This window comes from Paenibacillus sp. S-12 (assembly GCF_030363895.1).
In the GTDB taxonomy this organism is placed as follows: domain Bacteria; phylum Bacillota; class Bacilli; order Paenibacillales; family Paenibacillaceae; genus Paenibacillus_B; species Paenibacillus_B alvei.
Genome location: NZ_JASIUF010000026.1, coordinates 153476 through 171799, shown reverse-complemented (window position 1 = coordinate 171799; position 18324 = coordinate 153476). Strand labels below are relative to the sequence as shown.

Below are 18324 nucleotides of genomic sequence, written 5' to 3'. Positions count from 1 at the left end.
GAAATAAGAACATAAGATCTGGAAAGGCAGTAAGTACAATTGCAACATGCGCCTGCTTACTGCCTGACAGATTCGCCATAAATGGTTTAGTTTCATAGAAAGTGCATGGGAAATAGGGAGTATAGAAAGGAAGAGTCTCATGACATTGTTAGATCGCGAGCTGAGTCGTCAGCTCATCTTCAATACAGAAGCACCGAACAAGTCTACTCGTATTATTTTAGGGGAATGCTCCGGCATATTGAACTGGGACGATATCCGTATGCCGCATATGTATAAATTGTACAAAGTGCTTCTGCAAAATCATTGGATTGCAGATGAAATTCCAATGGCTAAGGATGCTCAGCAATTTCCGCTGCTGGATGAGCAAGAGAAGCATGCGTTCAAAATTAATATCTCGCTTCTAGCTGTGCTCGATTCCATGCAAACCATGTTCGTTGGTGATGTGAAGAACTATTTTACGGACTCCTCGCTTGAGGCCATCTCGGCTATCATTGCACAGCAAGAGGTCGTACACAATCAATCCTATTCCTATGTGCTGTCCTCGCTTGTGTCGGAGCAAGAACAGAAGGACATTTTCGAATATTGGAAGCATGACCGCGTGCTGCTCGAACGGAACCGATTCATTGCCGACATTTATCAAACATTCCGGGATAATCCGACACCGCAGACGTTCTTTGAAGCGCTCGTTGCGGATTTGATTCTGGAAGGAGTTTTCTTCTATAGCACGTTCGCTTTCTTCTATAATTTGGCCCGAGATCAGAAGATGATGGCGACAAGCCAAATGATTTCGTACATTCAGCGTGATGAGAACCAGCACTGCTACTTCTTCGGCGAGGTGTTCAAGCAACTGCTCGCAGACTTCCCAGAGCTGAACACCGATGCGAACCGCCAATTCGTATACAATACGATCGACCGTGCCGTACAATTGGAAACGAACTGGGCGCATTACACCCTTAAGCAGGTTCGCGGCATTGATCTGCGGGAGCTGTCGGATTACATTAAGCATATCGCGAACCGCCGCTTGAACTTGCTTGGCATGGAGAAACTGTATGAAGGCGTAGACGTGAACTGTATGCCTTGGATTAAGCCATTCTCAGATGAAGCCTTGAATGCGACGAAGACAGATTTCTTCGAAGCGAAGTCCCGAACTTATGGCAAGGTGGGAGACGACAACGGTTTTGACGAGCTATAAGTTACGTTCTAAGCCACGGCTTGATTTTTTCGGACTCCTACAAGAACCGCCACATCCTTCACAAGGGTGGAGGCGGTTTTCATTTTCTGCCTCTCGCATAGTCAAGCAGCTGAAATTTACAAATTCTTATGTTGCAGTTAATAATCTCCCAACCCCCATATCCTACGATACCTATATATCTCATATCTATTACATAGACATTTCAAATATGAAGCAAGCATGGAGGTCCGTTATGAACAAGAAAAAGCTAGGTACAGCAGCAGTTCTGACCACATTGATCAGCGCCCTATTTGCTGGATCATTATTCGCAGCACCATTGAATCCGATTAATCATGTGGATTGGATGCAGTCGAAGAGCTACATAACCGGGTCGAATGACGGTCTCGCACTCGATCGTCCCATTACGCTCGTTGAAGCAGTCACGATGATTGCACGTGTACAGGACAAAGAAAGGGAAGTCAAAACAGTTGACCCCGCTATCAAGGGCTGGGCATCCAAAGCGCTCACTTGGGCAAAGCAGCAAAACGTCGTTGATGCAGTGCTGTGGAAGGAGCTTCACCATCCGGCAAATGCCGCTGCTCTTCAAGCTGTAGCGAAGAAGGCGGGACTGAACTTGGAGGTATCCGGTGATACCGTAACACGCGAAGCGTTCTTTACAGCCCTCGGTAATGCCATTACCACGCATATTACGATTGGACATACGAACGATACGCACGGACATATGCTGGAAGACGCCAAGGCCAAGGAAATGGGCTATGCCAAGCTGGCCACCTTAATGAAGGAACTGCGCGCGGAAAACCCGAATTCCATGGTGCTTGATGCTGGGGATATGATCCAAGGTACGATATACGTGAACCTGTCCAAAGGGGAAACCGCGACAAAGCTGGCAAATGCGCTTGGATATGACTTCATGGCTTCCGGCAACCATGAATACGATTTCGGCTACGAACAGCTTGCAAGGTTGACCAAAATGTTCAAATTCCCTGTCCTTGCTGCGAACGTATTCGACGCACAAGGCAAGAACCTGCTGCAGCCGTACGTCATGAAGCAGATCGGAGATAAGAAATTCGCCATCCTTGGCCTAGTAACCGCGGACACGCCGATTGTCACTCACCCAGACAACGTCAAAGGCTTGACGTTCAAGGATCCGATTGAAGTTGCGAAGGAATGGGTGCCGAAACTCCGCAAAGAAGCTGACCATGTCATCGTCCTCTGTCATACCGGGCTGTCTTATGACCGCGAAATGGCCAAGCAGGTTCCAGGCATCGATATCATCGTAGGCGGACATACGCATATACCGGTTGATCAGCCTGAACTCGTCAACGGCACGTATATTGTACAAGACTGGGAATACGCCAAGTCGCTTGGCCGAGTCGATCTCTACTACCATGGCAAGGATCTGGTTCATTTTTCAGGCGGACTGATCAAGTACGATGAAGCTACAAAGCCAGATTCAGAAGTGGCCGCGATTGTAGAATCATTGAAGAAAGAAACCGACACCTTGTTGAATGAAAAAATCGCTACTGCAAGCGTAGACCTTGACGGCGATCGCACCAGAGTACGGAAGCAGGAAACGATTATGGGCAACCTGGTTGCCGATGCGATGCTCTCTCGCACACGTACCATGCCTGGTTTCGAGGCGGATCTCGCTATTACGAACTCAGGCGGTATTCGCACAACGATTATGAAGGGCGACATTACGAAGCGCAACCTGTATGATGTGTTGCCATTCCCGAACACGTTGGCCGTAATTGAAGTGAAAGGCAGTGAGTTGGTAGCAGCCTTGGAAAATGGCGTTAGTGAAATTGATGCCGGCTCTGGCCGCTTCCCGCAAGTTGCTGGCTTGTCCTTCTCCTTCGATATTAAAAAGCCAAAAGGAAGCCGCGTATCAGACGTGAAGGTTGGCAACAAGGCAGTAGAGGCTGACAAAACGTACCGTGTAGCTACGAATGACTTCTTAATCGCCGGAGGCGACGGTTATGCCATGTTCAAAGATAAGAAGTCACTGGACACTGGCGTTACCCTATATGAAGTCGTAGAACAATACTTGAAAGAAAAGAAAGATATTACAGCGAAAACCGAGCAACGCATTAAGCAGTAATGGCATAATTACGAATTCTATATGGCATGACAAAATCCCCCCGAAATAGACACGCTGGCGAGCACCTACCTCTTCTCGCGTAGCGTGTCTTCTTGTATCGACCAGTATCAATCTCCGTGCTTCTTTCCCTTACCTATATGAGGTTTATCTATTCTTATGCATATCTTGCTCCTATCCCATTCCTAAGCATCTATCGTGTCAAAAAGTATTCAAACTACCAACAATAGCAATCAAATTATATGGGATAGGTATTGTTTCTTCCCTATACTAAATGGTGTAAATAATAATTGGAAAATATTTCGAAGGAGCTGATCGAATGTCACCCTCACCGAAATACGAGAAGCATGCCGACCTCATTATCATTGGAGGAAGCATGGGAGGCTGTGCAGCTGCGCTCTCTGCTTGCCGTTTAGGCAAGACAGTCATTCTTACGGAAGAAACCAGCCGTATCGGCGGTCAATTGACAAGTCAGCTTGTCCCGCCAGACGAGCATCCGTGGATAGAGCAGTTCGGCTGCACGCAGACGTACAGACAATTACGCAACGAAATACGTCGCTACTATCGGGAGTATCTACCCCTATCTATGAAGGCGCGGTCGAATCCGGAGCTGAATCCTGGGAGCGGCCTCGTAAGCCGTCTCTGCCACGATCCGCGTATCGCGCTGTTCGTATTGGAATCGATGCTGTTCCCTTATGTGCACAATGGGCAGCTCACGATGATTACACAATGCCAGGCTACGAGTGCAGAAGTTGATGGCGACCGCATCGCAGCAGTAACCGTTCAAGATGCGGAAGGCAACTCCATTCACCTGACAGGTTCCTACTTCCTTGATGCAACCGAGTGTGGGGATCTGCTCGCTCTCTCAGGCACAGAATACGTTACGGGTGCAGAATCCCAGCGTGATACGGATGAGCCGCATGCTATATCCGGGGATCCTCAGCCGCAAAATATGCAAGGCTTCACCTACTGCTTCGCTGTTGATTACATGAAGGATGAAGATTATACAATTCCAAAACCGGAACGCTATGATTTCTGGAGCCAATATCGACCTTCGTTCTGGCCGGATCGTTTGTTAAGCTGGACTGCGGTCAAGCCAACAACGCTGGAGCCGATCACCTATTCCCTCTTTTGGGAAAAAGGGAAGTTTCCGCTATTCCACTATCGGCAAACTACGGATCCTTCCCTGTTCGATGTATCTTCAGGAGTGCTTCCAACGCCAGTGTCCGTCATCAATTGGCCGCAAAATGATTACTGGCTTGGCTCGATTATTGATGTCAGCGAAGAAGAGAAGCAGCGCCATCTATTCGATGCAAAGCAGCTTAGTCTGTCATTACTGTACTGGGTGCAAACAGAGGCGCCTCGCCCAGACGGAGGCGCAGGCTATCCTGGGCTGCGATTGCGGCCCGACATCGCCGGCACGGCAGATGGATTTGCAATGTATCCCTATGTCCGGGAATCCCGAAGAATACAGGCGGAGTTCACCGTATTGGAGCAGCATGTTGCTACTGATTGCCGCCCCGATAAGACCGCTGAAATTTTCGCTGATTCCGTAGGCATTGGCTGTTATCGAATTGACCTCCATCCTTCAACCGGAGGCGACAACTATATCGATATTTCTTCTTTACCGTTCCAAATACCATTAGGCAGCTTGCTCCCGGTTCGCATGAACAATCTGATACCAGCCTGCAAAAATATCGGCACTACTCATATTACCAACGGCTGCTATCGCTTGCATCCGGTCGAATGGAACATTGGGGAAGCTGCCGGCGCCTTGGCTGCATATGCGCTGAATCAAGGAATATTGCCGCGTGCTGTAAGAAGTGACGCGCAGCACCTTGCCGCATACCAGCAGCAGCTCAAGCAGCTCGGCATTGTACTGCAATGGCCTTCTACAAGACCTGTATAGGCAGGAATCAGACATTTGAGCAAGAGCTTCAGCACCTATGCTGCTATACGACCAGCAAAACGGCAGTAAGATCTTGCTGCTTCATATCCAAAAAAGGGGACGGCCCTCCATATTCGGGCCATCCCCTATCTTGTTAAGACATAAGACGTAATCGTCTGTCCTTATCGTTTGGCATACCACTCATTTGCTGCCTTCACCATATCCGCGCCACCCTGTGCATGCCATTCCGCTAGGAACTGGTCATAATTGTCGAGCGATTCCGTTCCGCTAATATAATTAATGAACGTATCTTCTTGATATTTATTCAAGCGCTGTACGTTTTTCGAAATATCCGGCAGTGGAGGTGCCGAGCCAAGCGGATCAGAGATCAGCAAGCCCTCCGCATTTTTTTGGAATGTGTTGAAATAGCTTTCTACAAATGGGTTCTTCTTCAATCTAGCCTGCCAATAAATCGGATAGTTCTTCTCATCTACTCCCGTCAAGAAGGCGCTTGCATTTGTGCGCTCATCCGAGAACTTAGGCATAACAGGCGAGTAAGATCCGTTCTCAAACTTGTGGTGCACTCCTTCCTCACCAATGGCAATGCCTTTAAAAATATCCTTGTCAAACTTCATGTCGAGCCACTTTATCGCATCTTCCTTATGCTTCGCGAACTTCGGAATTGCAATGTAGTAATTAATTGTATTGCCCGGCGTTCCAACGCGCGCCTTACCTGATTTGTCCTTCAATACAGGCACGATCGCAAGCTTCGCATTTGGGAAGTTCTTTGCAACGGCATTCTCCAGGTTCGGTGCAATCCACCATCCCGGACTGTACATCGCAGCCTTGCCGCTAGCCATCTTCTCTATCGATTTGTCCGCCGTATTAATGCCCCACTCCGAGTCAATAAGTCCCTCTTTGTACAGTGTATTCATAAACTTCAAGTATTCCTTCATCTCCGGAGTCTCAACAGCATGAATGATTTTACCATCCCGCTCCAGCCATGGTGTCGTTAAGCCAAATACACTGGCGATGTCAGGATGTACAGGAACCTTGCCCCCTGTCAGGGGTATCACATTCTTTTTTTCCTTAAATGCGCGCAGCACCGTTACCAGCTCATCTAAATTCGTTGGCATCTTCAAGCCCAGCTCATCCAGCCAATCCTGACGAACTACGAGGGCATTGGATGAGGTTCCGCCTCCGCCCGTTTCAGGAATCGCGTAAATTTTGCCGTCATAGCGGGCGCCGTCCCAGGATTCCTTGCTGATCACCTGCTTCATGTTTATTCCGTACTTCTCGATCAGATCATCCAGCGGCTCTAGCGCACCGGACGATACGAGCTGATAATATTGAGCTGACGCCAGCTTCATTACATCATAAGATTCCTTATTTGCCATGAGCAGGTTCAGCTTCTCGTCTGCATTCTCCGCCGGAAGCATCTCATACTTGACCGTATATCCTGTCTTCTCCTTCAAGTATAGGGCGACCGGATCACCGTTCGGCTCAAAGCGATCGAACTGCATCAGCTGTCGCAGTTGCTTGCCGCCTTCCCCTTCTTCCGCACCTTTCCCTGATCCCCCGTTGTTACAGCCAAGAAGCGATAATACCATAACGATCGAAATAATCGAGAACCAAATCTTTTTCTGTTGCATGAACATACCTCCACTCTTTTTGATATCCCCGCAATTACTTCATGGCGTCACCCTTTTACAGAACCGATCAGTACCCCTTTCACGAAATACTTTTGCAGAAACGGATACACAAGCAAGATAGGCAAAGTAGCGACAAGAATCGAAGCAGCCTGAATGGCCTGAGGCGTCGTATTCATGACAGCATCAATGTTGGTCACATGGCCGCCATCCTGATACGTAATATTGGAATGTGCCAGCAGTTCCTTCAAGTATAATTGCAGCGGCTTCAGTTCTGCGGTGTTGATGTAGATCATCGAGGCAAAATAATCATTCCAGAAACCCACTGCAAAAAAAAGCGCAATGGTTGCGAATACCGGCAATGATAATGGAACGGTAATGCGGAATAGAATCGTCAGATTAGAGGCCCCATCCATTTTGGCGGATTCCTCAAGTTCATCAGGCAGCGATTCAAAGTAATTTTTAATAATAAGCATATTGAACACGCTAATCATGCTCGGCAAAAAGAGCACCCACAGCGTATCAATCAAGTTCAGCCGCTGCATCAGCAAATACGTGGGAATAAGGCCGCCGCTGAACAGCATCGTGAACACATACATCAAAATGAAGAACTTGCGTCCGCGCAGGCGAGGCTTAGACAAGGGGTAAGCAGCTAATGCAGTCATGAGCAGACCCAGAGCTGTGCCCGCTACCGTAATCGTGACTGATACGAGAAAGGCATTCATAAATTGAGAGTCGTTCAATACATATAAGTACGTGCCGAACTGAATGTCCACCGGGAATAGGGATACACTCCCTGACATGACCGCCTCCTCACTGCTGAGCGACTTGGCAAGCAAATTAAGAAACGGGAACAATGTCGTCCAAGAGATAAGGGCAAAAAAGAGATAGTTCAGCACATGGAAGATTCGTTCTCCGACCGACATACGAATTGCGCTTCCCGTTCTTCTTCCCGCAGTCAATGAATGTCTCACTTTATGCCAAACCTCCTTTCTTCATGCATTCATGTTCAATAGTGTGATAAGTCGACCATTCAACCCCACAGAATTTGGAGTTTTTGATCATCTGCAGCCGCTTCTATGCTAACCAGCTTCTTCTTTACCAGATTCCTCGATTCAGGAAGCGGCGGCTCAAATAATTCCCGCCAATGATCAATACGAAGCCAACGATAGATTCGAACAGCCCCACAGCAGCAGAGAAGCTGTAATTCTGCTCGCCTAAGCCTGTGCGATATACATAGGTGCCTATGACATCCGACACGTTGTAAACGACAGGATTGTACATGACGAGAATTTGCTCCGTTCCGGCCTCCAAAATATTGCCTAGCCGCAGGATGAACATCAGCAAAATGACGGGAACGAGCCCTGGCAGCGTAATATGCAAAATCTGCTTGAACTTGTTCGCCCCATCGATCTTCGCTGCTTCATACAGTTGCGGATCAATAGAGCTTAACGCAGCCAAATATACGATGGTGCCCCAGCCAGCTTCTTTCCACCCTGCCGTTCCGACGAGCAGCCAGCGGAAGACACTGTTGTCGAGGAAGAACTTGATCGGCTCTCCTCCCAGCCATTCGATCATCCGGTTCACAAGCCCCCCATTGATAGACAGCAGATCCATGAACAGCCCGCTCACGATAACCCAAGACAGGAAGTGCGGCATGTATATAATCGTTTGTACCGGGCGCTTGAACCACATTTTCGTCAACTCATTCAGCAGGATCGCAAGCACAATCGGCAGTGGAAAGAGAAGTACGATTTTCAGAACCGAGATTACGATCGTATTCCAGAACACCTGTGCAAACTTCGGCGATTGAAACAACCGTTCGAAATGCGCGAATCCTGCCCAAGGACTCTCCTCAATCCCGCTAAAAATGTTGAAATCCTGAAAAGCAATCACGACGCCATACATTGGTGTGTACTTGAACAGGAGAAGAAAGGCGATTCCAGGCAAAAGCGCAATGTATAAGTCCCAATCCTTTCGAATGTCGCTCCACAGCTTCCGTCTGTACGATCGCGAAGACGAGCGAGGAGCATTGTCCAATTCCAGCCTATCCATAGCTCCCATCCTTTCTGTGGCATGAACACTTGGCATGCATTCTTTGCTGTATCTGCTTCTAGCCTACGGTATCCATCCTCATTCGAACACGGGAGAGCCATGACTTCTTCTGGTAAAATGATTTCCAAGCGCAGGGCAAGAGCAGCTAACTACACACCTTTATCCCCGTTTCCAATCACTAGGCGTAACTCCCCAATATTTGCGGAACACCTTCGTAAAGTAGCTCACATCGCGGAAACCTGCCGCTTCCGCCGCTTGATAGACCCTCTCCCCTTGAAATAGCGCCTCCTTCGCTCTCTCCATACGGCGCGTAAGCAAATAGGAAGAAAAGGGCTGATCCATCTCCTGCTTGAACAGCCTGCTCAGATACGAAGCATTGATATACAGCCGATCGGCCACGTCCTGCAAAGTCAGCTCGGTGTGAAGCTCGCTTTCGATCAGTTCCTTCACCTCCGCGACCAAGCGATTTCCGCTGCGCCTGCGCACCATACTGGCTTCCATACTCATTCGCCGCATAACACGCCGTATCCACTCACTCCATTCCTGCTTTGTCCGCAGTTCAGCTGTATGACGGAACCATCTTGCATCCTCTCCCATAACTTCCGACATCGACCAGCCCTGCTTGCGCAGCCAGATCATGATCCACGATTGCAGATACATCGTCTGTTCCTTGAACGCCTCTGCCTCTGGAATGGCGCATACCGCCGTGATCCAAGCCTCTGCCTGCTCCATGGCAAGCTGTTCTTCCGCCGTGTTCCAAGCGATGTCTAAATCACGTTCCCATTGCTCGCTACAGATCGCGACAGATGAGGATTTTCCCTGAGCAGCAATTCTATGATTGCGGTACGGAATTACAATATCGCCCCCATGAACAAATCTCTGACTAAGCGCAAACTCCGCTTCCTTATATAGCCGCGGTACATCAACGAGCCCTCCACACGCCGAACTAATGCCGGCACTGGCTGTCAGCTTTAAGGAAGTCTTAATATATTCCAACATCTTGCCTGCCAGCGCATGAATCCCAATCATCATATCTCCGTCTGACATCCCGCCAAGGCTGGCCGTCGATTGCGCAGCTTCTGTCATAATGCTACTGCCGCCGTCCTCAGGTTCAGGGCCAGATACAGATGGGTAACGAAATAAGAGGGCCAGCGGCCTGCCTGCCTCACGACAAATATGTATAGAACCATACTCTATTCCCGTCATCGCCTCCTCCACAACTTGGCCGACCGCAAAATGCATCAATCCGCGATCCCCGCCGAATGCCTGTACCCGTTCCTCTGGATAGGGATCGGGATCGATCACCATCACGACGTAGCGTTCATTGTTCTTTAAAACGACGCCGAGCTCTGCCATGCGTTCCATAAATGCTGCTGTCGACAAGCTCCCCTCCATCCCTTGCCGCAATATGCGCTGACGCAATATCGGCAGGTGGCTGTTCCATTGCTGGCGCAGCATGTAATAATCATGCTTGCGCTGAATATCCTGACGCCGCTCAGAGACAGCACTCGCAACCGCCTGCAGGATAGCATCCTGACCCGCCGGCTTCAGCAAATAATGCTTCACGCCCATAGATAGCGCTTCTTGAGCGTATGGGAAATGATCATGGCCGCTGAGCACCACCGCTTTTACCTCGGCATTCCATTCCAGCGCTTGCCTTACCAAGGATAAGCCATCTCCGTCCGGCAATTGGATGTCCACCAGCATAATGTCCGGCCGCTTCAACTGCATCCAGCGCTTCCCTTCCTCTGCCGTAGCCGCTGCCGTCACTTCTGTGATGCCTGCCCGCTCCCAAGATATCAGTTCAGTCAAGCTATGACGAAGCCGCAGTTCATCCTCTACAATTAATAAATTCATCTCTTGCTTCCTCCTTCCACACCGAGTGCGAAACATGGTGATCTATCTAGTATCAATTGATCGTGAATTCGATAATTCAACATAGCCTAGCCGTAATGCCTGATTAACCTGCTGCTTCTGTCCAAACTCCGGCTCTACTCTTGTACGGCTCTGACAAAGGGAGAACGAGCGTTACGGTTGTTCCTTCCCCCGGTACGCTGGAAATATGGATATGCGCTCGAGGCCCGTAATTTAGGCGCATCCGTGCCGCAACATTGCGGAGCCCGTATCCAGACCCTGCTTGATTGCTCACCTTTAGCCCCTGCTCTGTCGGCTCCCGCAATACAGCAGACAGCTCCGCTTGCAAACGCAAGCTTACGTCCTCTGTCATACCGGTTCCCGAATCGATAATGGCAATGATGAGGCATCGTCCCCCTTCTTTTTCTTCGACACGCACCGCAATCCGCAGCAGCATCTCCTCTGCTTGTGATGATTTCTCCAACCCATGGATGATTGCATTTTCCACGACCGGCTGCACAAGCAGCTTCACAAGGGGAATTCCTTCTGCTTGCGGTTCGACTTCATACTCGATGCGGAATAGATCCATAAAACGGATTTGCTGAATACGTATATAAGCATGCAAATGCTCCAGACATTCCTTAACAGTGAGTACATCTCTGCCTTTGCTTAGGCTTAATCTGAAAAACCGCGACAAATGAAGCACCATCTCGGAAATATCCTCCGCCTCTGCGTGCTGAGCCATCCAATATATCGAATCTAGTGTGTTATATAAAAAGTGAGGATGAATTTGAGATTGAAGCAGCTTCAATTCTGTATTGGCTAGCCGCAGGCTCTGTTCGTAGTGATCATGAATGAGGTGTTGCTGCTGCGATGCCATGTGATTGAATAAGTCCGTGACGAGACCGAATTCATCCTGCCGAGTTGAGTTCAGCCTGACATCTAGTTTGCCAATCGTAATTGCTCTCATGCCGCGAGCAAGCTTCCGCATAGGAGCCGCAATGCTCGTATAGATGCTGTAAGCCATAACCAGCGCCAGCACAATGCTTAGTACGATCATGAACACGGCGTAATATTCCAGTTGATAGGACTGTGCGAACAGCTCCTTTTTGGGCTGAGACAGTGTAAGCGTCCATCCGTAGTAAGGCGAGGCAGCTTGGATCAGCACATGATCGCTTGCTTCCGCGCGGCTCATGTAATCTTGATACGACTGGGGGCGTTCAGCCGTCCCTGTTACCCATTTCCCATCTGCCGTATACAGATGAAGTTCGGCCTGCGGCGAGGGTGTAACAGAACGTATATATTGCTGTAAGCGCGCCATGTTCACGCTAATAATCAGTGCATGCCGTTCCCGGTTCGGGTTGTAAATATCCATCGCCCGCACAACCGCCAGACTATCTGCGCCGAATGCCTGCCCGAACGGCTTTCCCGCTCCGATTCGTTCATCCGGTTGGATGAATACGATGCCTGTTCCCATTCCATTCAGCAACTGGCGCAGCCAAATGCGCTCATCTGCGCGATCAACGGGCAGCACACCATGCAGTGTGGAAATCACCGAATTGGAATGGTCGTGATATACGGCAATTTGTGAGAACATTGGATGAATCGACAAGAAGTTGGACAGCTTATGCTTCATGTCCGCGAAAGCCATGATATCATTCCCCTTCAGCTCCCGCTTGGCGTTCGTAAGCGCCTCGTTCATCTCCGTATCGGTTGATAACATTGCGGACAGCTCTTCCACGTTCTGCAGCACGAGCTCAATGTTGTCCATTAGCGCATGCATCGCACTTTCTGTACGAGCGGTCGTTTCGGATAACAGCAGCTCCTGAGAACGCTTGTTGGAGAACCATCCGGTCAGCAGCAAGGGAATAAGAATTAGCACGAAATAAATGGTCAGGCGCCACTGGATCCGCTGACGAATTTGATTGCGTACATATTTCAGCATAGTCGCAGTTACCTCCCGCCTTCTTGATTACGCCCAGAATGCCCATTGTAGGGCTGGCTCTGATTGTTCATCTGATTCCAGCTAAAGTGATACCAGTCATTGGCTTCTTTCGTCATTTCTCGTCCGCCTTCATCCATCCATTCCGATACATACCTCTCGAAGTCTTCCAACGATCGATTGCCAAGTATGATGTCGATGAGCATGTCATTCTTTTTCAGCAAAAGCGGAGCATATCGAGTCATAGCTGGTGTGGGCAAGGAACGGAAAGCACTTGTTCGTGCATTTATGGAAGCAAAGCGAAGATTATCGTACAGACGGTATCCAACACCTAGTGAGTCAAGCCGGGATTGGGTATAAGCCTCATCTGGAATATCTGCCAAATTGGCATAAAGTCCGCGATAATGATGCTGAGTATGACGTTCCATATCGGTTACACGCTTCCCATTTTCCCACCTCCATACCTCTCCTTCGATTCCCAGCTTGAGCGTATCACGTCCCTCTCCGGCAATATAGTTAAGCAGTTGCAGCACTTCTACCGCGTGCGAGCTGGAAGCAGGTATAACCTGATAGCTACGGACTGGCGGCAAGGCGTAGGTCCCGCTTCCACCCGGCCCCTTGGGGAAGGGAATCGAAATCCATTCTGCCCGCGAATCTCGGGCCTTGCTCTTCTCCAATACGCTGCGGGTATCGTACCACGTCCCTGTGAACAGCCCCAGCTTTCCATCGATTACCTGCTTCTCTATACCACGCTGCGTTTGAATCGGGAAGAGCGGATCAGCGAGTCCCTCCTGCACCATCGTTCGCATAAAGGCAAGTGCTTCTTTCATCTCTGGCTGCACATTAGAGTAAACCAATTGACCATTACGCTCCATCCATTGATCAAGCTGTACCCCAAAAGCGCCAAACCAAGGAGAAGTGCGCCCCAACTCCTCGATAAAGCTGATACCAAATGTATCGTGTAAACCATTGCCGTCTGGATCAAGCAAAGTGAAGGCGCGCATCACACTCATCATCTCCGCAAGTGTAGTCGGTGGTGTAAGCCCCAATCGATCCAGCCAATCCTTGCGAATATACATCATTTCCAATCCTTGACCCTCATGCAGACTCGGGATAGCATAGACTTGCCCGTTAAAGGACACCTGCTCCCATATGTCAGGCGGTATGCGCTCCTTCAGCTTTGGCGCATATCGAGTAATCAATTGGTCAAGCGGCGTCAGCATTTGCTTGCGGGCATAGTACGATACCCAATTCGCATCTGCAATACTAATCAGATCTGGCGTATGATTCGACATCATCATGACTCCGACACGATCCTCATATCGATGCGAAGGGGGAATGATCATCTCTACGCGCAGGCCCGTCTTGGCTTCGATCTTGGATAAATACGGATTGTCATTCTCCGTAAACGGTTCAGGAAAGCCTATGCCAAGGCTGTTCAAGACAACTGTCACTTTAGGCAGCAGGGATCTCTGTGCCGCAAATTCAGACTGGGCAGTACCCCCACTGCACCCGACCAGTACGAACAGGCATGCAACAAGAATTCCTGTCATTCTGATGGTACCCCTGTAGGGCAGCATCGTTCGCTGAACGACTGCGGCCCAGTTATTTGTAAGCGTATACAACAAATTGTTTATTTTTATCTTTCTTCTAACACCCATCTGCTGATTGTCCAATAGGTTCTTACCTCCCCTTTTTATACAATCCGCTTTAGTACCTGCCTGCTGAGGCTAGTACTTTGCCGCTTTCCCTTAATCATACAGAAAAGGCCTATCAGATTGTATTCTCTGATAGGCCTTTTTTTCCATTTGTTTATTCTTCTTCAGACAAACGCTTCAAATCACTCACATGCTTGTCCAACCGGTTGTACCCCTCGACCAGTACCTGAATATCCATATGCTGCTGCTCCATATTCGCCAATACCTCTTCGACAGAGGCCATGTGCTCCTCCGTGCTGTTCGTAATCGTAACAACACCTTGTGCCATATTGGAATACTGTGTCTGGAGGTCACGAACCGCCTCATGCATCGCTTCCGATTGACGGTTCACCTGATCGGTATTGTCCGTGATCGTGCGCATAATCTGCTCCACTTGCCCCGTAGCCTCTACACTCGATTTCACTGCAGATTGACCGCGCTGTACTTGCTCTGCCGCGACACTAATCTGAGCTTGTATCGCTTCCAGTATCGACGCAATATCCTCTGTCGCCTTCTTCGCATGATCAGCCAGCTTGCGTACTTCTCCCGACACAACTGCGAAGCCCTTGCCGTGCTCGCCTGCGCGAGCCGCCTCAATCGCCGCATTCAGGGACAGTAAATTCGTTTGTGCAGAAATATCACTGATTGTGCTGACGATGTTACCAACCTGCTCAGTCTGTGCATTCAAAGCATCCATAACCTGTACGGTCTGTTCCACTGTGCGCTTCACCCGATCAATCTCTCCGACAAGGGTATCGATTTGACCGCTGCCCTGTTCCGCCAATTGCAGAGTAATCGCTGCTACCTGCTCCAATTGATTCGTCCCAGTTGCTACGTGGCTAACTGAACGCTCCACAGATTCGACAGAGCTGCCGATGTGCTGCAAGCTAATCGTCTGCTCCTCAATGCCAGCAGATATTTGCGCGAATGTCTCCGTAACCTCGCGAGAGATTGCTCCTGTCGACTCCGCACGCAGCTTCTGCTCATGACTGAATTCATTAAGCATCGTAACAGAAGACTGAATTTGGCCGAGCAGTCCAACGGCCTGCTCCTTCGACTTCAATGCTTCCGTTCCCCGCTCTACGACTTGGCGCTGCAAATTCTGACTGAACACAGCAGAGGCGCTGAGCGCAATCGTAACGAAGAGCAGATACATAAGCAGGTACAGAAGCGGTTCCCGCGTGAACAGCTTCTCATGCAGGAAAGGATCATAGAACAGATACACAGTCATCAGCATGCTGACAACTCCAGTGAATACGATAGGACGATAGTTCTGATATAAAGTCATTAAGCTGATGACGACATAGAACAACAAGTACGTGCTTAATATCGGATTCGGATCTGACTTCATCAATAGTAGAACGAGAGAACACAGAAATACCGGAATCAGATACATCACATACTTTACACCAATGCGCTTGTAGGTTAAAAACGTCGCTAACCCGCAGGCAACTGCACCAAAACCAATTAGCACATAAAGCATAGTACCGACAATGCCCGCAGCCACGTCTCCGATGATGCCGATTGCAAGCATTGTCCATATGATCTTGACAAACAACCGATTGCGCCTGTCAAGAATCGTTAGTTCATTCACGCCATCTACCAACTTTCTATGTATCGAGTGATCGTAGTTAACGGCTTGTCCGGCTGATTCCGTTAACTTCCCTGCCTACTAATATATCGGTTAACAAGTGACGGGAGTTGAGCTTCCCCCTACTTGTTCCTGTTCTGAAATGAACCAGTCAAACTTTGCAGAATTTCGCCATATTTCCCCCACATGAATAAGGGTAGGAACTACGTCATCTCCCTTATAAAATGTCTTCTTTCCAATCTTTCGCATAGGAACATGGAAGGATACGCGCAATGCTCGCGCGAATACCGGCTCCAGCAGACATGCGCAATGCACAATACCATGCTTGTGCGAATAATGGACAATCGAGGAGAGCAGACGGTCAATATTATGACCACGATACTCTTTCAACAATGCTACCTTGTCCACTTCCGCCACTTGTTCTGGGGCGTTCATCACCTCCGGTTGTTCGGCAAACGGCGCAACTTCTTCAAGCTTACATGACCTCTCTCTATACAGCGTCAGCTCGAATGTGCCTACAGCCATGCCTGCTTCGTTAAAGACAATGACTTGCTCCAACGGATGCGCTGATGACTCCAGCTCGAAGCCCTTCTCTTTCCAGACCGTAGTCCAAATGGATCGATACAGCTGCAATTGTTGTTCGCTTTTCACCGAAATGTGCATCTCCCTGTAACTCCTTTGTATGTATGTAAATATTTATGTATTCTTGTTATCGGTCACAGGTAAATCCGTAATTAAATTGAAAGTATTATAAGCGTTGAAAACAGAAAGGTATTTTCTGAAATCTATACGTCTAATTTCCATTGTAAAAACGTTCATCCCTTATGCCAACTCTTCTATTTAAAATTCGTACTAATGTCCCAATTTTATATGAATATTTACTCATATTTTAATTAAATTCATTTGGTATGCACTTTCATTTGTTCATCTTCATACTTGCAACTTTACATTTGTCATAAATGTAAACCTCCTATATACTTGTAACAACGTTAACTTAGACGCAATTCAATCGTAATCGGAGCGATGCATAGATGTCACAATCCAAAGTAACTCAACAACATATTGCCGACGCGCTGAATTTATCCCGCAATACGGTATCGAAGGCACTGAAGAACGACCCCAGCATGCGCGAGGATACGAAGCGCCGTATTATGCAAAAGGCCGTTGAGCTCGGCTATACAAAATTCCATCAGCTCGAGGCAGACGAGGATACTATTCATTCGGCCAATCGCATCGTATCCTTGCTTACTCATTCGGATTATATGGGCAACCATTATTGGTCTACCTTTATAAAAGGATTGAATACAACATTAAAAGAAGCTGGCTATTCGCTCGCGATGACAATTATTGATATAGAAGAGGAACGTGAACAAAAACTGCCTTCCCTGTTCGCACAGCAAAAGCCTGCAGGTGTCATTATGATCGGGCCCTTCCTGCGTGAGTATTATGAGCTTATTGAGCGTTCCGACATTGCTTCGCTATTCATCGACACGCACGCTGACTTTAACTTCGGCATGCTGGGCAGCGATGTTATGCTCGTGGACAACGCATACAGTGTGTATGCCCTCACCCGAGATCTCATTGCACGTGGACATAAGGAGATTGGGTTCGTAGGCGATATCGGCTCTTGCCTCAGCTATCGAGAGCGCTGGGAAGGCTTCAAGCGTGCAATGAATGAGGCAGGAATAGCCCTCAACGAATCCTGGTGCATTATCAATTCCATGAAGCGACATTATTTTAATGAAGAAGAATTGACAGCAGCTTATTCTCAAATGAAGCATAAGCCATCTGCATTTGTATGTGTGAATGACAACATTGCCGTCGATTTCATGCAGATCGTAAAAGGCAGCGGCATGCGTGTACCTGAAGATATCTCTATTACCGGATTCGACAACATTGCAGAATCCATGCTTGTTCATCCATCCATTACGACCGTGCATGTGCCTAAAGAAGAGCTGGGAATGCGCGCTGGAGAGCAGATTGTATGGCGCATTAATCACCCGCACCGGCCGAAGGAACTGATTCGCATTGGAGTGAACCTGGAATGGCGCGATTCAGTGCGCAATTGGACGTAGTTTACATTTGCACACTATGTAAAGAATAATGACATCATTTTGCATGGAAAATGCACAATAATCACTTGACATTGTAACCTTTGTGTTTTACTCTTTAGGTATTCGGAAACGCTGTCATCGCGTTCTGTGAAACAATGATACATGCTGTATCAAACCAGTCAGTTGACACTGTACACGACATCAATAAAGAACAAGGCTCTCACCTATTCTTTTGGTCTCAACTTCCGTCTCCTGCACCTGAACAGCATAGGTTCCATACTTAATTACGTAAAGCGAGGTTTGC

12 protein-coding genes are annotated in these 18324 nt (G+C 48.5%); 4 read left to right on the top strand and 8 right to left on the bottom strand.

Going from position 1 to position 18324, the window contains the following annotated elements; translation table 11 throughout:
• Positions 1-160: 160 nt before the first annotated feature.
• From NO352_RS23475 to NO352_RS23465, 3 genes are all read left to right on the top strand, one after another.
• Positions 161-1192: a ribonucleotide-diphosphate reductase subunit beta gene (locus NO352_RS23475; protein WP_193372981.1), complete on the top strand. Its 1032-nt coding sequence runs from the start codon at positions 161-163 to the stop codon at positions 1190-1192.
• A gap of 232 nt (positions 1193-1424) precedes the next feature.
• Positions 1425-3293 (top strand): bifunctional metallophosphatase/5'-nucleotidase, encoded by a 1869-nt coding sequence (locus NO352_RS23470; RefSeq protein WP_289356901.1) that lies wholly within the window; start codon positions 1425-1427, stop codon positions 3291-3293.
• 316 nt (positions 3294-3609) lie between these two features.
• The gene (locus tag NO352_RS23465; protein WP_289356900.1) at positions 3610-5199 is read left to right on the top strand and encodes an FAD-dependent oxidoreductase; all 1590 of its coding nucleotides are present in this window, start codon (positions 3610-3612) and stop codon (positions 5197-5199) included.
• 161 nt (positions 5200-5360) lie between these two features.
• Here NO352_RS23465 and NO352_RS23460 read toward each other — a convergent pair whose 3' ends face one another.
• The 8 genes from NO352_RS23460 to NO352_RS23425 form a co-directional block, all read right to left on the bottom strand.
• On the bottom strand, positions 5361-6830 hold the full coding sequence (locus NO352_RS23460) for an extracellular solute-binding protein (RefSeq protein ID WP_289356899.1): 1470 nt from the start codon (positions 6828-6830) through the stop codon (positions 5361-5363).
• Positions 6831-6877: 47 nt separating this feature from the next.
• Positions 6878-7753 carry a carbohydrate ABC transporter permease gene (locus NO352_RS23455; protein ID WP_268620435.1) on the bottom strand — a complete coding sequence of 292 codons (876 nt, stop codon included), beginning with the start codon at positions 7751-7753 and terminating at the stop codon, positions 6878-6880.
• A gap of 172 nt (positions 7754-7925) precedes the next feature.
• Entirely contained in the window at positions 7926-8882 is a 957-nt protein-coding gene (locus NO352_RS23450; RefSeq protein WP_005543576.1) for an ABC transporter permease, read from the bottom strand.
• Positions 8883-9041: 159 nt separating this feature from the next.
• Positions 9042-10739, bottom strand: a complete 1698-nt coding sequence (locus NO352_RS23445; protein WP_289356898.1) for a response regulator transcription factor — start codon at positions 10737-10739, stop codon at positions 9042-9044.
• A gap of 103 nt (positions 10740-10842) precedes the next feature.
• Positions 10843-12681, bottom strand: a complete 1839-nt coding sequence (locus NO352_RS23440; protein WP_289356897.1) for a cache domain-containing sensor histidine kinase — start codon at positions 12679-12681, stop codon at positions 10843-10845.
• Between the two features lie 8 nt (positions 12682-12689).
• On the bottom strand, positions 12690-14231 hold the full coding sequence (locus NO352_RS23435; RefSeq protein ID WP_289356896.1) for an extracellular solute-binding protein: 1542 nt from the start codon (positions 14229-14231) through the stop codon (positions 12690-12692).
• Positions 14232-14490: 259 nt separating this feature from the next.
• Positions 14491-15969, bottom strand: a complete 1479-nt coding sequence (locus NO352_RS23430) for a methyl-accepting chemotaxis protein (RefSeq protein WP_040734922.1) — start codon at positions 15967-15969, stop codon at positions 14491-14493.
• 90 nt (positions 15970-16059) lie between these two features.
• Positions 16060-16629, bottom strand: coding sequence for a hypothetical protein (locus tag NO352_RS23425; RefSeq protein ID WP_289356895.1), 570 nt, complete (start codon positions 16627-16629; stop codon positions 16060-16062).
• A 368-nt stretch (positions 16630-16997) separates the two neighbouring features.
• Between NO352_RS23425 and NO352_RS23420 the strand changes: the two genes are divergently transcribed.
• A complete protein-coding gene (locus NO352_RS23420) occupies positions 16998-18041 on the top strand; it encodes a LacI family DNA-binding transcriptional regulator (RefSeq protein ID WP_289356894.1) in 1044 nt (347 codons plus the stop codon).
• Positions 18042-18324: the final 283 nt, after the last annotated feature.